This is a genomic window from Modestobacter sp. VKM Ac-2986, assembly GCF_026967795.1.
Classification (GTDB): domain Bacteria; phylum Actinomycetota; class Actinomycetes; order Mycobacteriales; family Geodermatophilaceae; genus Modestobacter.
The window spans coordinates 323286-339956 of sequence record NZ_JAPVBH010000006.1 but is presented as its reverse complement, the minus strand read 5'-3'; the positions used below and the strand labels follow the sequence as shown (position 1 = coordinate 339956).

Sequence of the window (16671 nt, the reverse complement as noted above, 5' to 3'; positions counted from 1 at the left end):
GCGGGCTCCGTCGTCGGCGCAGGAGGCTCCGTCGTCGGCGCGGGCTCCGTCGTCGGCGCGGGCTCCGTCGTCGGCGCAGGAGGCTCCGTCGTCGGCGCGGGCTCCGTCGTCGGCGCGGGCTCCGTCGTCGGCGCAGGAGGCTCCGTCGTCGGCGCGGGCTCCGTCGTCGGCGCGGGCTCCGTCGTCGGCGCGGGCTCCGTCGTCGGCGCAGGAGGCTCCGTCGTCGGCGCAGGAGGCTCCGTCGTCGGCGCAGGAGGCTCCAGGGCAGCAGGTGACGTGGGCGGCTGGGGAGCCGCGAGCACCGGGGGCTGCCCGCTGGACGGCGGCGGCGCTGGGGTGTCACCGGCGGGCACCCCCCGGTCGACGGCCGGCGGGACCTCCACCGGCCCCTGCGCGATCGCCGGGGGCCGGCCCGGGTCGGCCGGGGGCACGGTCGGGGCGGGCCCGGCCGGGGTCGGGACGTGCGGCGGCGGGGTGCCGGCGTAGGACGCGGCCAGCCCGAGCACGGTGGCCACGTACTCGTCGGAGTGGTTGTAGGCGAAGACGGCGCGGGCGCGGCCGGACTCGGTGCTCAGGTCGCCCCCGGCGGCACAGAGATAGGCCCCCGTCGCGACGGCGGCGTCGTTGATGTTGAACGGGTCCCGGCGGCCGTCGCCGTTGCCGTCGGCGCCGTAGACGGCCCACGTGGTCGGGATGAACTGCATCGGGCCCACGGCCCGGTCGTGCACGGTGTCGCCGTCGAAGCGGCCGCCGTCGGAGTCGAGGATGCGCGCGGTGCCGTTGCCGGTGAGCGGGATGCCCACGATCGGCGGCGTGGAGAGCCCGTCGGTCGACAGCACCGCACCGGCGAACCGGCCGTGGTTGGACTCGACCCGGCCGATGGCCGCGATGAGCGTCCAGCTGATGCCGCAGTCGGCCAGCTCGGCCGCGCGGGTGTAGGCCTGCATCGCCGTGGTGGGGATCCCACCGGCCGCGAGCGGCGAGCGCGCGGCGTCCGCGGACCGTGGCGCGACGGTGCCGACCGGGGCGGGCTGGGCGGGCTGGGCCGGCTGGGCCGGCGAGGCGGCCGCCGACTCCGCCAGCGCGGCACCCTGGAGCACCGGCGAGGCCAGCAGGTCGGGGTCGGCACGGTGGGGGGACAGCCGGGCGACCGACGCGGCCGCGGTGCTCGTGGACCGGTCCCCGGGGACCGGGGCGCCGGCGACGGTGGTCGGCGCCGCGGAGGCACCGGGCAGGAGCGCGACCAGCGCCGTGGTCAGGCCCGCGGTCAGGACGACGCCCCGACCGGGTCGTCCGCCCCGGCGGTGGCGCCCGCTCACGCGGCAGCCTCGCGGTCGTCGTGCGGCATGCAGTTCGACACCCTGTGTTCCCCCCGGAGCATCCACCGTGCGGCCGTCCCCGGCCGCGTGCAGTGAGCCGGCGCACACGCCCGACGGGACGCTGTCGACCGTAAGCCGAGGGGACGACAGGCGCCATGGCCCGCGGGTGAACTCTTGCCCGTCACCGGCGCGCCGGGTCACCGGCACGGGTCCACCGGTCCCCGGGACGACCGCGGCGGCGGTGACCTCAGGGGATGACGCCGTCCCTGGCCAGGGTCGGGACGTCGACCGGCACGGTGTCGGGGTACAGCAGTCCGGTGCCGGTGTTGAGCACGACGACGTCCTCGGTGCCGTCGAGCCAGCCGGACTCCCGCAGCCGGCCGACCGCGGCGAAGCAGGCCGCGCCCTCGGGGCAGACCCAGGTGCCCTCGTCCTGGGCCAGCGCCACCTGGGCGGCCAGCAGCTCCTCGTCGGTCACCGCGATCGCCGTCCCGCCGGTGGAGCGGACGGCGTCGAGCACCAGGAAGTCACCGAGCGCCTTGGGCACCGTGATGCCGAAGGCCACCGTGTACGGGTCGGCCGGCGCGGTGCTCTCGGTCAGGCCGGCGGCGAAGGCGTCGACGATCGGCGCGCAGCCGGCGGCCTGGACGGCGACCAGCCGCGGCAGGTCGCCGGTGATCCAGCCCAGCTCGCGCAGTTCCAGCAGCGCCTTGTGGATGGCGATGATGCCGACCCCGCCGCCGGTCGGGTACAGGACCACGTCGGGGCAGCGCCAGCCCAGCTGCTCGGCGATCTCGTAGCCCATCGTCTTCTTGCCCTCGATGCGGTAGGGCTCGCGCAGCGTCGCGGTGTCCTGGTAGCCGGTGCGGGCGGCGACCGCGGCCTTGATGAGCGCACCGGCGTCCCCGATCAGCCCGTCGACCAGGTACAGCTCGGCGCCGGTGACCACGCACTCCCGGCGGGTGATCTCCGGGGCGTCGACCGGCATCGCGATCAGCGCGTCCATCCCGGCCCGCGCCGCGTACGCCGCCCACGCCGCCCCCGCGTTGCCGTTGGTGGGCATCGCGATGCCCTGCACGCCGAGCTCCTTGGCCCGCGAGACGCCGACCGCCGCGCCGCGGGCCTTGAACGCACCGGTGGGCACCAGCCCCTCGTCCTTCATCCGCAGCCCCGGGACGCCGAGCCGGGCACCGTGGGTGGGCAGGTCCAGCAGCGGCGTCATGCCCTCCCCGAGGGTGACCACGTGCGCGGGGTCCCGCACCGGCAGCAGCTCGTGGTACCGCCACAGCGTCGGCGGGCGGGACGCGATCTCGGCCGGGGTCACGGTCGCCGCAGTCTGCGCCAGGTCGTAGCGGGCCAGCAGCGGGGCGCCCAGCGGCGAGGTCCCCTGGACGACGTCGGCGTCGTGCCGCGACCCGTCGCGGGAGCACTCCAGGTGCGAGAGGGAGGAGAACGTCACCACCCCAGTCTGCCCACCGGGCACCGCCGCCGGCCGTGGGCGCCGATACTCGGCGGCATGACCACTCCCGCCGGCCGCCGTCCCGAGGGCGCACCGGTCGGCCGGCGGGTGTTCCTCGGCCTGCTGGGCCTGGGCGCGGCGGGCATCGTCGGCGGCGCCGCGCTGCAGGAGCGGCTGACCCCGCTGGTGGCCGAGCTGCAGATCCGCGACCCGACCGGGCTGATCGCGACCCTGCCCGTGGGCCAGGGCTTCCGCTTCTACTCCGTCACCGGCGCCGTGCCCGAGGCGACTGCGGCGGGCTACCGGCTGGCGGTGTCCGGGCTGGTCGAGCGCCCGGCCGAGCACACCCTGACCGACCTGCAGGCGATGCCGCAGACCGAGCTGGTGCGCGACTTCCAGTGCGTCACCGGCTGGCGGGTCCCCGACGTCCCATGGGCCGGCGTGCCGCTGTCGCACCTGCTCGACCTGGCCGGCCCGGTGGACGGCGCGACCGCGGTGCGGCTGACCTCCTTCGACGGCGAGTACACCGAGAGCCTGACCCTGGAGCAGGCCCGCCGACCCGACGTCCTGGTCGCGCTGCAGATGCTGGGCGCCCCGGTCACCCACGACCACGGAGGCCCGGTCCGGCTCTACGCCGCGCCCATGTACGGCTACAAGAGCATCAAGTGGCTGAACCGGATCGAGCTCACCGCCGACGTGCAGCCCGGGTACTGGGAGGAGCGCGGCTACGACCTCGACGGTTGGGTCGGCAGCACCAACGGGCGCGACGATGACCCGACCGCCTGAGGCCGGGCTGCTCCGCTTCTCCCGCGCGGTGCGCTGGGTGCACGGGGTGGCCGGCGTCCTGGTGCTGGTGCTCATCGTCTCCGCGGCGGTGCTCTACAACAGCGAGCTGCAGGTGCTCGTCGGGCACCGGCCGGTGGTCGAGGCGGTGCACGTGTGGAGCGGCGTCGCCCTGCCGGTCCCGGTCCTGCTGGGGCTTGCCTCCCGCAGCGTGCGCGCCGACGCCGCCGAGCTCGACCGCTTCACCGCCCGTGACTGGCAGTGGCTGCGGTCACGGACCCGGCGCGACGGGGCGATCGCGGTGGGCAAGTTCAACGCCGGGCAGAAGCTCAACGGCTCGCTCAGCGCCGGGGGCGGCGCCGTCCTGCTGATGACCGGCGCGGTCATGTGGCTCCCCGACCTGACGCCGCTGTCCTGGCGCACCGGGGCGACGCTCGTGCACGACTGGACGGCGCTGGCGTTCGGGCTGCTGGTGCTCGGCCACCTGTCGCACGCGCTGCGCGACCCGGTCGCGATGCTCGGCATCCGCACCGGCCGCGTGCCGGTGAGCTGGGCGCGCAGCGAGCACGCCGCCTGGGCCGAGGAGCTCGCCGGCCCGGCCCCGGACCGACGGGACTGACCTCAGCGGTCCCGCGGGAAGCCGAAGAAGCCGCGCTTGCGGATCAGTCCGCTCACCTCGGGCGGCACCATGGCCTCCCAGCTCTCGTCCTCGGTCGGGATCAACTTCAGCACGTCCCGGCTGAGGATCGGCAGGTACTCCGGCCGGTGGTTGTCCAGCGGCACGAAGCTCCCGCGCCGGGCCAGGTAGTCGTAGAGCGGCTGCAGCTCCTCGGCGACCCGGACGGTCTCGGCGGTGACCACCTCGCCGTCGCGCAGCATCGGGTAGACGAACAGCCGCAGGTCGTTCTTCAGCAGCCGGCCGAAGCCCTCGAGGATGCCGCCGGGCAACGCGGCGTAGGAGGGCTCGTCGAACAGCTCGATGAGGCTCGGGACGCCCATGACCATGCCGATCCGGCCGTCGGTGCGCTGGGTCAGGTAGGCGGCGAGCCGGTGGTGTGCGGCGAAGTCCGAGATCAGCACGGTCATCCCGCACGCGGCGAGCAGGTCGGCGCGGGCCAGGAAGTCACGTCGGTCGACGGCGTCGCCGCCCGCCCGCAGGTTGGCCATGGTCAGCTCGGTGAGCACCAGGACGTCGCGGCCGGCCACCGCCGGGTCCTGGGCGAACTTCTCCCCGGCCGCCTCGAGCATGTGCACGTTGACCACCGTGGGTGGCCGGAAGCTGCCGCGCTCGACCAGGACGGCCCGCTTCCGCAGCACCTCGCTCGGCTGCAGCACCTGCCGGTCGGGACCGAACATGGCCACGCCGGACAGGCCGAGCTGGACCAGCGTCAGGGCGATCAGCCGGTTGTCCACCGCGCGGAACTCGATGCCCCGCAGCTCGATCATGTCGATCTCGATGCGCCCGGTGGTGAGCCGGTGGAGCAGGCTCTCGACCAGCCGCTCGGGCTCGTGGTGGTGGAAGAACGCGGCGTGCAGCAGGTTGACCCCGACGACGCCCAGCGCCTCCTGCTGGAGGGCGGCCCCGTCGTCGAGCATCCGGACGTGCAGCACGACCTGGCTGGGCTCGTCGCGCGGCGATGCCTGGAACTTCACGCCCATCCAGCCGTGGCACTCGTTCCCGCCGCGGTAGCTGCGGGCCACCACGGTGTCGGCGAAGGCGAAGAACGCCGTCTCGTCGCCGCGCGCCTCGCCGAGCCGGTCCACGTTCAGCTCGAACTCGTGGTCGAGCATCGCCTGCAGCCGGCCCTTGGACACGTAACGGTCGGACTTGCCGTAGACGGCGTCGCTGACCGCCATGTCGTAGGCCGACATCGACTTGGCCACGGTGCCGGCCGCGCCGCCCGCCCGGAAGAACCAGCGGGCGACCTCCTGGCCCGCGCCGATCTCGGCGATGGTGCCGTACCAGCGGGGGTCGAGGTTGATCTGCAGGGCCTTCTGCAGGGTGTCGGTGCCGGCGTCCATCGAGGGCTCCTGTCTGCACCGGCAGCGTCCTGCCGGACCGGGGTGGGGCGGAGCGTAGCGACCCGGTGCGGCCGTGCGACGTCCACCGGACGTCGGGACGACGACTCGTAACACGCCTCCACTACCGTCCCCCGCTCCCGCTCCGACAGGAGGTCGCATGGCCCGACAGCGCCCGCCCGCGCCCTGGGTCGCCGCCCTGGCCGGGCCGCACGACACCCCCTCGCAGGCGCTGGTCCTGGAGGAGCTGCGGGCGGCGATCCTGTCCGGCCGGGTGCGGCCCGGCGCGCCGATCCCGGTGGACGAGGTCGCCGCCCGGTTCTCCCTGAGCTCCATCCCGGTGCGCGAGGCGCTCAAGACGCTGGTCGCCGAGGGGCTGGTCACCCACCAGGTCCGCGGGGCCTACGTCGTCGCCCGGCTCACCCGCGAGGAGCTGGCCGAGCTCTACGTCGTCCGGGCCTCGCTGGAGCACGCCGCGATCACCGCGGCGGTGTCCCGGGCCACCCCGGCGGACGTCGGGACGGCGGCGGCGGCGCTGCGGGAGCTGGAGGCGGCGACCGCCCGGGGTGGCTCGGCGGACCACCACCGGTGGAGCCGCCGTTTCCACATGGCGCTGCTGGCGCCCTGCCAGATGCACCGGCTGCTGCAGATGCTGGAGGGCGCCTGGAACGTGACCGAGCCCGGCCGGCCGATGTCGCACGCCTCGCCGCAGGCGACCGCAGCCCTGGCCGCGGACCACGTCGGGATGCTGGACGCCTTCGCCGCCCGGGACGCCGCGGCGCTGGTCGAGCTGACCGACGTCCACTACCGGCGGCTGCAGGGGATCGTCGCCGACCTCCCCGCCGACCCCTGACCCGGATATACCCGCAGCGTCATCCGGGGGCAACACCTGCTCCCTAGCGTTCGCGCCGTCGGATCCGCGACGGCCGCTCGGCGGACCACGGATCCCGACGGACCCCGCCGAGCCGCCACCCGCCGACGACCCGCAGGAGCCCCCATGACCACCACCGCCCCCGAGCCGACGTCGCTCGCTGCGACGGCCCCCTCGGCCGCCGCACCCGACGGCGCCCTCGTCGCCGACGGGTACGACCCCCGGCTCACCAACGCCGACCTGGCCCCGCTGCGCGAGCAGCGCTGGGGCTCCTACAACATCTTCGCGTTCTGGATGTCCGACGTGCACAGCGTCGGCGGCTACGTCACCGCCGGCAGCCTCTTCGCCCTGGGCATCGCCGCCTGGCAGGTGCTCCTCGCCCTCGTCGTCGGCATCGTCATCGTCCAGGTGTTCGTCAACCTGGTCGCCAAGCCCAGCCAGCAGACCGGCGTCCCGTACCCGGTGATCAACCGGGCGGTGTTCGGCGTCAAGGGCGCCAACATCCCGGCGATCATCCGCGGGCTCATCGCCGTCGCCTGGTACGGCGTGCAGACCTTCCTGGCCGCCAGCAGCCTGAACATCATCTGGCTGAAGTTCGTCCCGGGCTCCGAGACGCTGCTCGAGCACTCGTTCCTCGGGCTGGAGGCGCTGGGCTGGATCTCCTTCGCCGTCCTGTGGGTCGCCCAGGCGGCGCTGTTCTGGCGGGGCATGGAGACGATCCGCAAGTTCATCGACTTCGCCGGCCCGGCCGTCTACGTCGTCATGATCATCCTGGCCGGCTACCTGGTCTCGAAGGCCGGCTGGTCGAACATCGACCTGAGCCTGCACACCGGCCCGACGCTGAGCGGCTGGGCCACGGTCTCCACCATGCTCGGCGCGATCGCGCTGGTGGTCTCCTACTTCTCCGGCCCGATGCTGAACTTCGGCGACTTCGCCCGGTACGGGAAGAGCTTCGCCGCGGTCAAGCGGGGCAACCTGCTCGGCCTGCCGCTGAACTTCCTGTTCTTCTCCCTGCTCACGGTCGTCTGCGCCTCGGCGACCGTGCCGGTGTTCGGCGAGCTGATCACCGACCCGATCGCCACGGTGGAGGCGATCGACTCGACGTTCGCGATCCTGCTGGGCGGGCTCACCTTCGTCATCGCCACGGTCGGCATCAACATCGTCGCCAACTTCATCGCCCCGGCGTTCGACTTCTCCAACGTCTCGCCGCAGAAGATCAGCTGGCGCGCCGGCGGGATGATCGCCGCCGTCGGCTCGGTGCTGCTCACCCCGTGGAACTGGTACGACAGCGCGGAGGGCATCCGGTTCAGCCTCGGCATCCTGGGCAGCCTCATCGGCCCGCTGTTCGGCATCCTCATCGCCGGCTACTACCTGGCCGGCAAGCAGCGGGTCGCCGTCGACGACCTGTACTCGATGGCCCCGACCGGCCGGTACTGGTTCCGCGGCGGCTACAACCCCAACGCGGTGCTGGCCGTGGTGGGCGCGGGTGTGCCGACCGTGCTGCTGACCCTGTTCGCCTCGGTGGGCGACTACGGCTGGTTCATCGGCTGCGCCCTCGGCTTCGTCCTCTTCACCGGGTGCGAGCGGATCCGCCCGATGATGCCGCAGCTGGACCCGGCCGAGGCCGGCGTCTCCGACGGAACGCGCGCATAGCGCAGTGTTGATCCAGGTCGTCAACCCGAACACCACCGCGTCGATGACCGACCTGATCGGGCGCAGTGCCCGGGCCGCCGCCGGCCCGGGCACCGCGGTCGTCGCGGTCAACCCGGCGATGGGGCCGGTGTCCATCGAGAGCCACTACGACGAGGCGCTCGCCGTCCCCGGACTGCTCGCGCAGATCGCCGCCGGGGAGGCCGGCGGCGCCGACGGCCACGTGGTCGCCTGCTTCGGCGACCCGGGCCTGGACGCCGCCCGGGAGCTGGCCGCCGGGCCGGTGGTCGGCATCGCCGAGGCCGGCATGCGGGCGGCCACGTTCCTCGGCCGCTCCTTCGGCGTGGTGACGACGCTGGCCCGCACCACGGGCCGCGCCTGGGACCTCGCGGCCCGCTACGGCGTCCGCGAGCAGTGCCGCACGGTGCGGGCGGTCGAGATCGCCGTCCTGGCGCTGGAGACCGACGCGGCGGCGCGCTCGCGGATCGCCGCGGAGTGCGCGGACGTCGTGGCCACCGAGGGCGTCGACGCGATCGTGCTGGGCTGCGCCGGGATGGCCGACCTGGCCGCGGAGCTGACCGTGCGGGTCGGGGTGCCGGTCGTCGACGGGGTCGCCGCGGCGGTCGTCACCGTGGAGGGGCTGGTCCGGCTCGGGCTGACCACCGGCAAGCGCGGCGAGTTCGCCCCGCCACCGCCCAAGCCCTACGCCGGCCCACTGGCCGGCTTCGGCAGCCGGCCGTCCGGTGCCCGCCCACCGCTCCTCACCGCCCCACCCGGCCGGTAGGCAGCTCACAGCGTCACCACAGCGGACACGGCTCCCCGCACAGCGGCTCCCGGCAGGGTCGGCCCGGTACGGACAGCAGGACGACTGGGGGACGACATGACGCACGGACGACAGCGCACCTTCGAGGGCCGGCCACTGGCCAGACCGGACGAGGAGGTCGTCGACCAGGGCCTGGGCTTCGACCTCGACACCCTGGTCAGCCGCCGCAGGATGCTCGGCGTCCTGGGCCTGAGCGCCGCCGGCCTCGGGCTCGCCGCCTGCGGCGGCGGGTCGGCCGGCAGCTCTGTGGCGGCGTCCGCGACCGCGGCGTCCGGGGAGATCCCGGACGAGACGGCGGGGCCCTACCCGGGCGATGGCTCGAACGGGCCGGACGTCCTGGCGCTCAGCGGCATCGTGCGCAGCGACATCCGGTCCAGCTTCGGCGACGCCAGCGGGACGGCGGAGGGCGTGCCGATGACCCTGGAGCTCACCGTCACCGACCTGGCGAACGGCGGTGCCCCCTTCGCCGGGGTGGCCGTCTACGTCTGGCACTGCGACCGCGATGGCGGCTACTCCCTGTACTCCGAGGGCATCACCGCGGAGAACTACCTGCGCGGCGTGCAGATCGCCGACGCCGACGGCACGGTCACCTTCACCAGCGTCTTCCCGGCCTGCTACACCGGACGGTGGCCGCACGTCCACTTCGAGGTCTACCCCGACCAGGCCAGCATCACCGACTCCACGACGGCGATCGCCACCTCGCAGGTGGCCGTGCCCGAGGACGTCTGCACCGCGGTGTACGCGACCGCGGGCTACGAGTCCTCGGTGAGGACCTTGGCGCAGGTCAGCCTCGCCGAGGACAACGTGTTCGGCGACGACGACGGCGCCAGCCAGCTCGGCACCGTCACCGGCGACGTCACCAGCGGCTACGCCGTCTCCCTCACCGTCGGCGTCGACACCAGGACCACCCCGACCGGGGGCCAGCTCTCCGGTGACGGCGCACCCTCCGGCGCCCCGCCGTCGGGTGGCAGGGGTGGCGCCCGACCGCCCGGCACGGCGCCGGGCAGCCCCACGACCTGACGTTCCGCCGGCGGGTCAGACCTCGACGTCGCTGCCCATGGTCACGGTCGAGTCCGGCGGCAGGTTGAAGTAGGCCGCCGGGTTGGCCGCGCCCTTGGCCAGGCCGACGAACAGCGTCTTGCGCCAGCGGGCCATGCCCGGGGCGGCGGTGCGCCGGATGGAGCCGCGGGACAGGAAGTACGACGCGCCCTCCACGTCGACCCCGGGCGGGTCGAGCAGCCCCTCGTCGCGCGCCTGGCGCAGGGCAGCGGGCAGGTCGGGCTCGTCGGCGAAGCCCAGCCGCACCGACACGTGCTGGATGCCGTCGTCGGCGTAGCCCAGGTCGTCGACGGTGAGCCGCTCGGCCGGGGGCACGTGCGGCACGTTGGCCGAGGCCATCGACACGATGATCACGGTGTCGTGCAGCACGTGGTTGTGCTGGGTGTTCGCCCGCAGCGCCAGCGGTGCGGTCTCCTTGCTGGGGTGCGGGAAGACCGCGACCCCGCGCACCCGCGACCCCCCGTGCCGGCGGGCGTCCTCGACGAACTGCTCCATCGAGCCCTCCATCCGCCGGCGGTTGGCGCTGACGATCTCCCGGCCGCGCCGCCAGGTGGTCATCACGGTGAACACCAGGGCGGCGATGACCAGCGGCAGCCAGCCGCCGTGCACGACCTTGGACAGGTTGCCGGCAAGGAACACCAGCTCCACCCCGCCGAAGGCGACCGCGGCCAGCGCGAGCTTCCACGGCTGCCAGTGCCAGAGCACCCGGGCGACGACGAGCAGCAGCAGCGTGTCGACGACGAGCGCACCGGTGACCGACACCCCGTAGGCGGTGGCCAGCCGCTCGGAGGACCGGAAGCCCAACATCAGCACGAGGACGCCGACGAACAGGATCGCGTTGACGCCGGGCAGGTAGATCTGCCCGCTCTCCTCCTCCGAGGTCTGCTTGACCGTCAGCGGCGGGAGCAGACCCAGCTGCATGGCCTGGCGGGACAGCGAGAAGGCGCCGGAGATGACCGCCTGGCTGGCGATCACGGTGGCCGCGGTGGCCAGCACGACCATCGGGATCCGTGCCCAGTCCGGGTAGAGCAGGAAGAACGGGCTGTCGGTCGCGCCGGGCACGTGCAGCACCAGCGCTGCCTGGCCGAGGTAGTTGAGCACCAGGGCCGGGAGGACGAAGGCGAACCAGGCCCGCAGGATCGGCTGACGGCCGAAGTGGCCCATGTCGGCGTAGAGGGCCTCGGCGCCGGTGATGACCAGGACGACCGCACCGATCGCGATGAAGGCGGTGCCGGGGTGGTCCAGCACGAAGGACACCGCCCAGGTCGGCGAGAGGCCCTGGAGCACCTCGACGTGCTGCACGACCTGACCGAGCCCCCCGAGCGCGAGCGCGGCGAGCCAGCAGGCGGTGACCGGGCCGAAGAGCCGCCCGACCCGCCCGGTGCCGTACCGCTGCGCGGCGAACAGCAGCGTGAGGATGACCGCGGCGATCGGCAGGACGACGTTTCTCAGTGCCGGGGCGGCGACCTCGAGGCCCTCGACCGCCGACAGCACGCTGATCGCCGGGGTGATGACGGAGTCGCCGTAGAACAGCGCGACCCCGACGACGCCGACGAGCAGCAGCCACCGCGTGGGCCGGCCACGGTCGGCGTAGAGCCGCCGGGCCAGGGCGGCCAGCGCCATGACCCCGCCCTCGCCCTCGTTGTCGGCCCGCATGACGACGCCGACGTACTTGACCGAGACGATCAGCGTGATCGACCAGAACATCAGCGAGATGACGCCGTAGACGTCGCCCTCGGTGGGCTGGACGGCGCCGTCGTCGATGGAGAAGACGGTCTGCAGCGCGTAGAGCGGGCTGGTGCCGATGTCACCGAAGACGATGCCGAGCGCGGCGAGCACCAGCCCCTTGCGGGCGTGCCCGCCAGGGGCGCGCGACGCCGCACCGCCCTCGACGTCCGGGGTCAGCACGGACTCGCTCATCGGACACCCCTGGGCTGCACGACGAGCCAGTGTCGTCCCGTCCGTCGCACCCCGCTGCGCGAGCTGGGTCACGCTGCGGGGCGGCGTCGACCGCCGGTCGGTCAGCGACCGGGGGCGAACCGGTCCACCCGGAAGTCGCCCAGCAGCGGGCTCGGCCCGTCCCCGAGCACCTCGCCGGCCAGCAGCTCCCCGGCGATCAGCCCGAGGGTTGCGCCGCTGTGGGTGAAGGCGACGTTCAGCCCGCCGACGCCGGGCACCGGCCCGAGCACCGGGTGCCCGTCGCCCGGGATCGGCTTCCGCCCGACGCCGACGGACTCCGCCGTCAGCTCCGGGCTGCCGGCGAGCACCCGTGACGCCTCCTGCAGCAGGCCCTGCACCGTGGAGTCGCGCACCTCGAAGCCGCCGTCCTCCCGGCGGACCACCTCGGCCTCCGACCAGCCGGCGTCCATCACCAGCGACCCGCCGGGTGCCGGCCGCAGCGCCACCCGCGGGGTGTTGAGCACCGCGGTGAGCCCGACGTCGACCGGCCGGGTGCGCACCAGCAGCGCGTTCGACGTCGCGTCCGGGACGTGGACGCCCAGCGCGGCGAGGGCCCCCGGCACGCCGGCACCGGTGGCCAGCACCACGGCGTCGGCACCCACGACCGCGCCGTCCCCAGTCCGGACGCCGGTCACCCGGCCGCCGGCCACGACCGGGGAGCACCGGCCGGCACCGGTGCGCACCGTCCCCCCGGCCGCGACCAGGTCACCGGCCAGCCGGTCGACCAGCGCCGGGAGGTCGACCCACCCCTCGCCCGGGTTGAGGAGCGCGCCCTCGTCCGGGACCGCGGCCGGGTCGACGCCGGGCACCCGGGCGGCGACCTGGTCCCGGGTGAGCCACTCGGCGGGGTAGCCGATCGCCGACTGGTGCGCGAACGACGCCCGGACGCCCTCGCCCCAGCGCAGCCCACCGGCGAAGGACACGTGCGCGCCGAGGGCGCGGTACCGGTCCAGCCCGAGCAGGCGCAGCCGGTGGTACGCGGGCGGGAAGTCGCCGGCGGAGTTCAGCCAGGACAGCGACCGCCCCGACGCCTCGCCGGCCAGCCCGGCCTCGGTCAGCAGCGTGACCCCGGCCCCGCGCTGCGCCAGGTGCGCGGCGGCCGAGACTCCGAGCACTCCCCCACCGACGACGACGACCTCGCTCATGCCCCCAGATTGCCACCCGGTGTGAGCGATCTCGTTCGTTGCCCTCAGCACCACCGGCCGAAGGCGAGGACCATGGACCCCCGTGACCACAGCGACGGCGTCCGCAGGAGTCGGCTTCCGGTCCGAGCGGGGGCCGGTGCTGATCGGCGTCATGCTCTCGACGTCGCTGGTCGCGATCGACTCCACGATCATCGCGACCGCGGTCCCCTCGATCGTCGACGACGTCGGCGGGTTCGCCGAGTTCCCCTGGCTGTTCTCGATCTACCTGCTGGCCCAGGCGGTCACCGTCCCGGTCTACGGCAAGCTCGCCGACGTCTTCGGCCGCAAGCCCGTGATGCTGTTCGGCATCGGGCTGTTCCTGTTGGGGTCGGTGCTCTGCGGGTTCGCCTGGAGCATGCCCGCGCTGATCGCCGCCCGCGCCGTGCAGGGCATCGGCGCGGGCGCCGTCCAGCCGATGGCCATGACGATCGTCGGCGACCTGTACTCACTCTCCGAACGGGCCAAGGTGCAGGGCTACCTGGCCAGCGTGTGGGCGATCAGCTCGGTCGTCGGGCCCACGCTGGGCGGGGTGTTCAGCGAGTACGTCAGCTGGCGGTGGATCTTCTTCGTCAACGTCCCGCTGTGCGTGCTGGCCGCCGGGATGCTGCAGCGGAGGTTCAGCGAGACGGTCACCCGCAGCCGCCCGCAGATCGACTACGCCGGCGCCGGGCTGCTCACCGCGGGGCTCACCCTGCTGGTCCTCGGCCTGCTGGAGGGCGGGCAGGCCTGGGCGTGGACCGCACCGCAGAGCATCGGCGTCCTCGGGGCCGGCGTGCTGCTGCTGGGCGTGTTCGCGCTGGTGGAGCGGCGGGCGGCGGACCCCGTCCTCCCGCTGTCCCTGCTCGGCGACCGGCTGGTCCTCACGACCAGCCTGATCTCCGCGTGCGTCGGGGCCGTGCTGATCGGGCTCACCTCCTACGTGCCCACCTACGTGCAGGAGGTCCTGGGCACCGGCCCGCTGGTCGCCGGGTTCGCCCTCGCCGCGCTCACCCTCGGCTGGCCCATCTCCGCCTCGCAGGCCGGGAAGCTGTACCTGCGCATCGGCTTCCGGGCGACGGCGCTGCTGGGCTCGGTCGTGGTGGTGGCCGCCTCCTCGCTGCTGCTGCTCCTGGACGCCACGTCCAGCGTCGTCCAGGTCGGGGCCACCTGCTTCGCCATCGGGCTGGGCATGGGCATCACGGCCGCACCCACGCTCATCGCCGCACAGACCGCCGTCGGGTGGCAGCAGCGCGGCGTGGTCACCGGCACCAACATGTTCTTCCGCTCGATGGGCAGCGCGGTGGGCGTGGCCGCCTTCGGCGCGGTCGTCAACGCCACGCTGGGCGCCTCCTCGCTGGAGGACGCCGGGGTCGACGCCGGCCTGCTGACCGGCGCCGTGCAGCACGTCTTCCTCGCCACGGCGGTGGTCTCGGTGCTGCTCCTGCTCGCGGTCCTGCTCATGCCGCGCCACGACCGGCCCGAGCCCGCGACCGACTGAGCCCCGGCGGTCAGTGCGGCGCGACCTCGACCGTGCCGAGCGTGCGGACCAGGTCGAACCGGGAGGCGTCCTCGGAGCCGGGCTCGGCGGTGTAGGCGACGATCCGCAGGTCGGTGCCGATGACGGTGAAGACGTCGCAGTCCAGCGTGAGCTGCCCGACCATCGGGTGCACGAAGGTCTTGGACTGGAACCGGTGCTCGACGACGGTGCCCTCGTCCCACAGCTGCCGGAAGCGGTCGAAGGCCCGGCAGCTGGCGACCACCGCCTGCACCGACGGGTCGTCGGGGTAGCGGATGAGCGCGGTGCGCAGGTCGGAGACCAACGCCCGCTCGTGCCGCTCGCGGTCGCCCTCGGCCCAGACCACCTCCGGCTCCCGGCCGGCGAAGTGGGCGTGCACCAGGTTGGTGCCGGGGCTGACCTCACCGAGCAGCGACCGCCACGCCGGGTTGGCGGTCAGCAGCGTCCAGTGCGCGGTCCAGACGCCGACGGCGACGTCGGGCAGCCGCGCCAGCAGCCGCTGCACGCTGGCCGGGATGAGCGTCGGGACGGCGGTGGGCAGCGGCACCGGAAGCCCGGCAGCGAGGTGCAGCTGGTCGCGCTCGAGGTCCGACAGCTGCAGCACCCGGGCCAACGAGGCGACCACCTGCACCGAGGGCCGGTCGGCGCGGCCCTGCTCCAGCCGGACCAGGTAGTCGACCGAGACGCCGGCCAGCAGCGCGACCTCCTCCCGCCGCAGCCCCTTGGTGCGCCGGTTGCCCGCCGGGAAGCCCACCGCCGCCGGCTGCAGCCGCTCCCGCCACGCGCGCAGCAGCGATGCGAAGTCCCCACGGTCGGCCATGCGCCCATCGTCGTCCACCGGCGTCCGGCTGGGTGGTACTGGCAGTCATACGGTCGAACGCGCCTACCTGACCCCTCCCGGACGGGCGCACCGTTCTCGCCATGACGACGACACTGATCACTGGCGGCAACAAGAGCCTGGGCTTCGAGACGGCCCGGCGACTGAAGGAGCACGGGCACCGGGTGGTCATCGGGGCGCGCGACGCCCAGCGCGGGCAGCAGGCGGCCGAGGAGCTCGGCGTGGAGTGGGTCGAGATCGACGTGACCTCCGACGAGTCCGTGGCCACCGCGGCCACGACGATGCGCGAGCGCTTCGGCGGGCTCGACGTGCTGGTCAACAACGCCGGCATCTCCGGCCCGTTCGCCGCGGTCGACGAGTTCGACGGCCCGTCGGTGCTGACCGTCCTGGACACCAACACCGTCGGCGTCGTCCGGACGACGCACGCGTTCCTGCCGCTGCTGCGCGAGTCCGCGGCGCCGGTCATCGTGAACGTGACCAGCGGGCTGGGGTCGTTCACCGTGCGGGGCGACCAGTCCCGGATCGAGTCCACGCTCCCCACGGTCGGCTACTCGGCCAGCAAGGCGGCGGTCAACATGATCACCTCGGTCTACGCCCAGTTCCTGCCCGAGCTGCGGGTCAACACCGTCGACCCGGGCTACACGGCCACCGACTTCAACGGCCACTCCGGCCCGCAGACGGTCACCGAGGGCACCGACGCGATCGTGGCGATGGCCACCATCGGCGCCGACGGCCCGACCGGCACCTTCACCGACCGGCACGGCGCCGTCGGCTGGTGACCTACGGACGCGGGACCGGGCCGTCGCCCCGGCCCCGCGTCGGGCACGTGGTCAGCGGCGGGACACCCACGCCTCGAGCACCAGCCGGGTGGGGCCGACGCACCGCTCCACCCGGCGACTGGCCGGCCAGTGCGTACTGCCGGACGCGTCGTCCCGCCACCGTGCGAGCTGCCGCCCGGCCTCGACGGCCAGGGCGTCGTCCGCGGCGTCGAGGGCCTGCGCCGCACCAGGTGGGGCGGTCGGTGGCTCGAGGCGAGGGGCGTTGCCGTGCCGTACGTGCTCCATGAGGAGTGCTCACCTGTTCCCGCCGCTCGTTCGACAGGGGCCGGCACTGCTCCGGGGCACCGGGAGCTCCCGGCGCCTCGGTCACGCGGCACCGGAGAGCTCCATGGTCCCACGCCGGGTCGTGCCCTCCCGGCTGGCCGCAGACCAC

Annotated in this window: 15 protein-coding genes; 8 read left to right on the top strand and 7 right to left on the bottom strand. The window is 74.2% G+C overall.

All coding sequences use genetic code 11. From position 1 onward, the window contains the following. A partial coding sequence (locus O2W14_RS17060) for a lytic transglycosylase domain-containing protein (RefSeq protein ID WP_269177309.1) occupies window positions 1-1319 on the bottom strand: 1319 nt, incomplete at its 3' end. 247 nt (window positions 1320-1566) lie between these two features. After that, complete coding sequence (locus O2W14_RS17055; protein ID WP_269177308.1) at window positions 1567-2778, bottom strand: threonine synthase; 1212 nt, start codon at window positions 2776-2778, stop codon at window positions 1567-1569. Window positions 2779-2835: 57 nt separating this feature from the next. Between O2W14_RS17055 and O2W14_RS17050 the strand changes: the two genes are divergently transcribed. Further along, entirely contained in the window at window positions 2836-3564 is a 729-nt protein-coding gene (locus O2W14_RS17050) for a molybdopterin-dependent oxidoreductase (protein ID WP_269177307.1), read from the top strand. After that, window positions 3548-4180 carry a cytochrome b/b6 domain-containing protein gene (locus tag O2W14_RS17045; protein ID WP_269177306.1) on the top strand — a complete coding sequence of 211 codons (633 nt, stop codon included), beginning with the start codon at window positions 3548-3550 and terminating at the stop codon, window positions 4178-4180. Before O2W14_RS17050 ends, O2W14_RS17045 begins: the two co-directional genes overlap by 17 nt. A 2-nt stretch (window positions 4181-4182) precedes the next feature. On the opposite strand, the gene O2W14_RS17040 is transcribed toward O2W14_RS17045, so the two are convergent. Further along, on the bottom strand, window positions 4183-5583 hold the full coding sequence (locus O2W14_RS17040; RefSeq protein WP_269177305.1) for a TonB-dependent receptor: 1401 nt from the start codon (window positions 5581-5583) through the stop codon (window positions 4183-4185). 157 nt (window positions 5584-5740) lie between these two features. On the opposite strand from O2W14_RS17040, the gene O2W14_RS17035 reads away from it, so the two are divergent. The 4 genes from O2W14_RS17035 (at window position 5741) to O2W14_RS17020 (ending at window position 9944) form a co-directional block, all read left to right on the top strand. After that, window positions 5741-6433 (top strand): GntR family transcriptional regulator, encoded by a 693-nt coding sequence (locus O2W14_RS17035; protein ID WP_269177304.1) that lies wholly within the window; start codon window positions 5741-5743, stop codon window positions 6431-6433. Window positions 6434-6577: 144 nt separating this feature from the next. After that, on the top strand, window positions 6578-8104 hold the full coding sequence (locus O2W14_RS17030) for an NCS1 family nucleobase:cation symporter-1 (protein ID WP_269177303.1): 1527 nt from the start codon (window positions 6578-6580) through the stop codon (window positions 8102-8104). A gap of 4 nt (window positions 8105-8108) precedes the next feature. Then, window positions 8109-8885 (top strand): aspartate/glutamate racemase family protein, encoded by a 777-nt coding sequence (locus O2W14_RS17025; RefSeq protein ID WP_269177302.1) that lies wholly within the window; start codon window positions 8109-8111, stop codon window positions 8883-8885. Between the two features lie 96 nt (window positions 8886-8981). Then, window positions 8982-9944, top strand: coding sequence for an intradiol ring-cleavage dioxygenase (locus O2W14_RS17020; RefSeq protein WP_269177301.1), 963 nt, complete (start codon window positions 8982-8984; stop codon window positions 9942-9944). Between the two features lie 15 nt (window positions 9945-9959). On the opposite strand, the gene O2W14_RS17015 is transcribed toward O2W14_RS17020, so the two are convergent. Together O2W14_RS17015 and O2W14_RS17010 are read right to left on the bottom strand one after the other, a co-directional pair. Further along, the gene (locus O2W14_RS17015) at window positions 9960-11903 is read right to left on the bottom strand and encodes a potassium transporter Kup (protein WP_269177300.1); all 1944 of its coding nucleotides are present in this window, start codon (window positions 11901-11903) and stop codon (window positions 9960-9962) included. Window positions 11904-12004: 101 nt separating this feature from the next. Next, entirely contained in the window at window positions 12005-13087 is a 1083-nt protein-coding gene (locus tag O2W14_RS17010; RefSeq protein WP_269177299.1) for an NAD(P)/FAD-dependent oxidoreductase, read from the bottom strand. 82 nt (window positions 13088-13169) lie between these two features. Here O2W14_RS17010 and O2W14_RS17005 point away from each other — a divergent pair, with 82 nt between their 5' ends. Next, the gene (locus tag O2W14_RS17005; RefSeq protein WP_269177298.1) at window positions 13170-14603 is read left to right on the top strand and encodes an MDR family MFS transporter; all 1434 of its coding nucleotides are present in this window, start codon (window positions 13170-13172) and stop codon (window positions 14601-14603) included. Window positions 14604-14613: 10 nt separating this feature from the next. Here O2W14_RS17005 and O2W14_RS17000 read toward each other — a convergent pair whose 3' ends face one another. Next, a complete protein-coding gene (locus O2W14_RS17000) occupies window positions 14614-15441 on the bottom strand; it encodes a helix-turn-helix transcriptional regulator (RefSeq protein ID WP_269177297.1) in 828 nt (275 codons plus the stop codon). A 101-nt stretch (window positions 15442-15542) separates the two neighbouring features. Here O2W14_RS17000 and O2W14_RS16995 point away from each other — a divergent pair, with 101 nt between their 5' ends. Further along, window positions 15543-16238: an SDR family NAD(P)-dependent oxidoreductase gene (locus tag O2W14_RS16995; protein WP_269177296.1), complete on the top strand. Its 696-nt coding sequence runs from the start codon at window positions 15543-15545 to the stop codon at window positions 16236-16238. A gap of 51 nt (window positions 16239-16289) precedes the next feature. Here O2W14_RS16995 and O2W14_RS16990 read toward each other — a convergent pair whose 3' ends face one another. Then, window positions 16290-16523, bottom strand: a complete 234-nt coding sequence (locus tag O2W14_RS16990) for a hypothetical protein (protein WP_269177295.1) — start codon at window positions 16521-16523, stop codon at window positions 16290-16292. Window positions 16524-16671 lie beyond the last annotated feature (148 nt).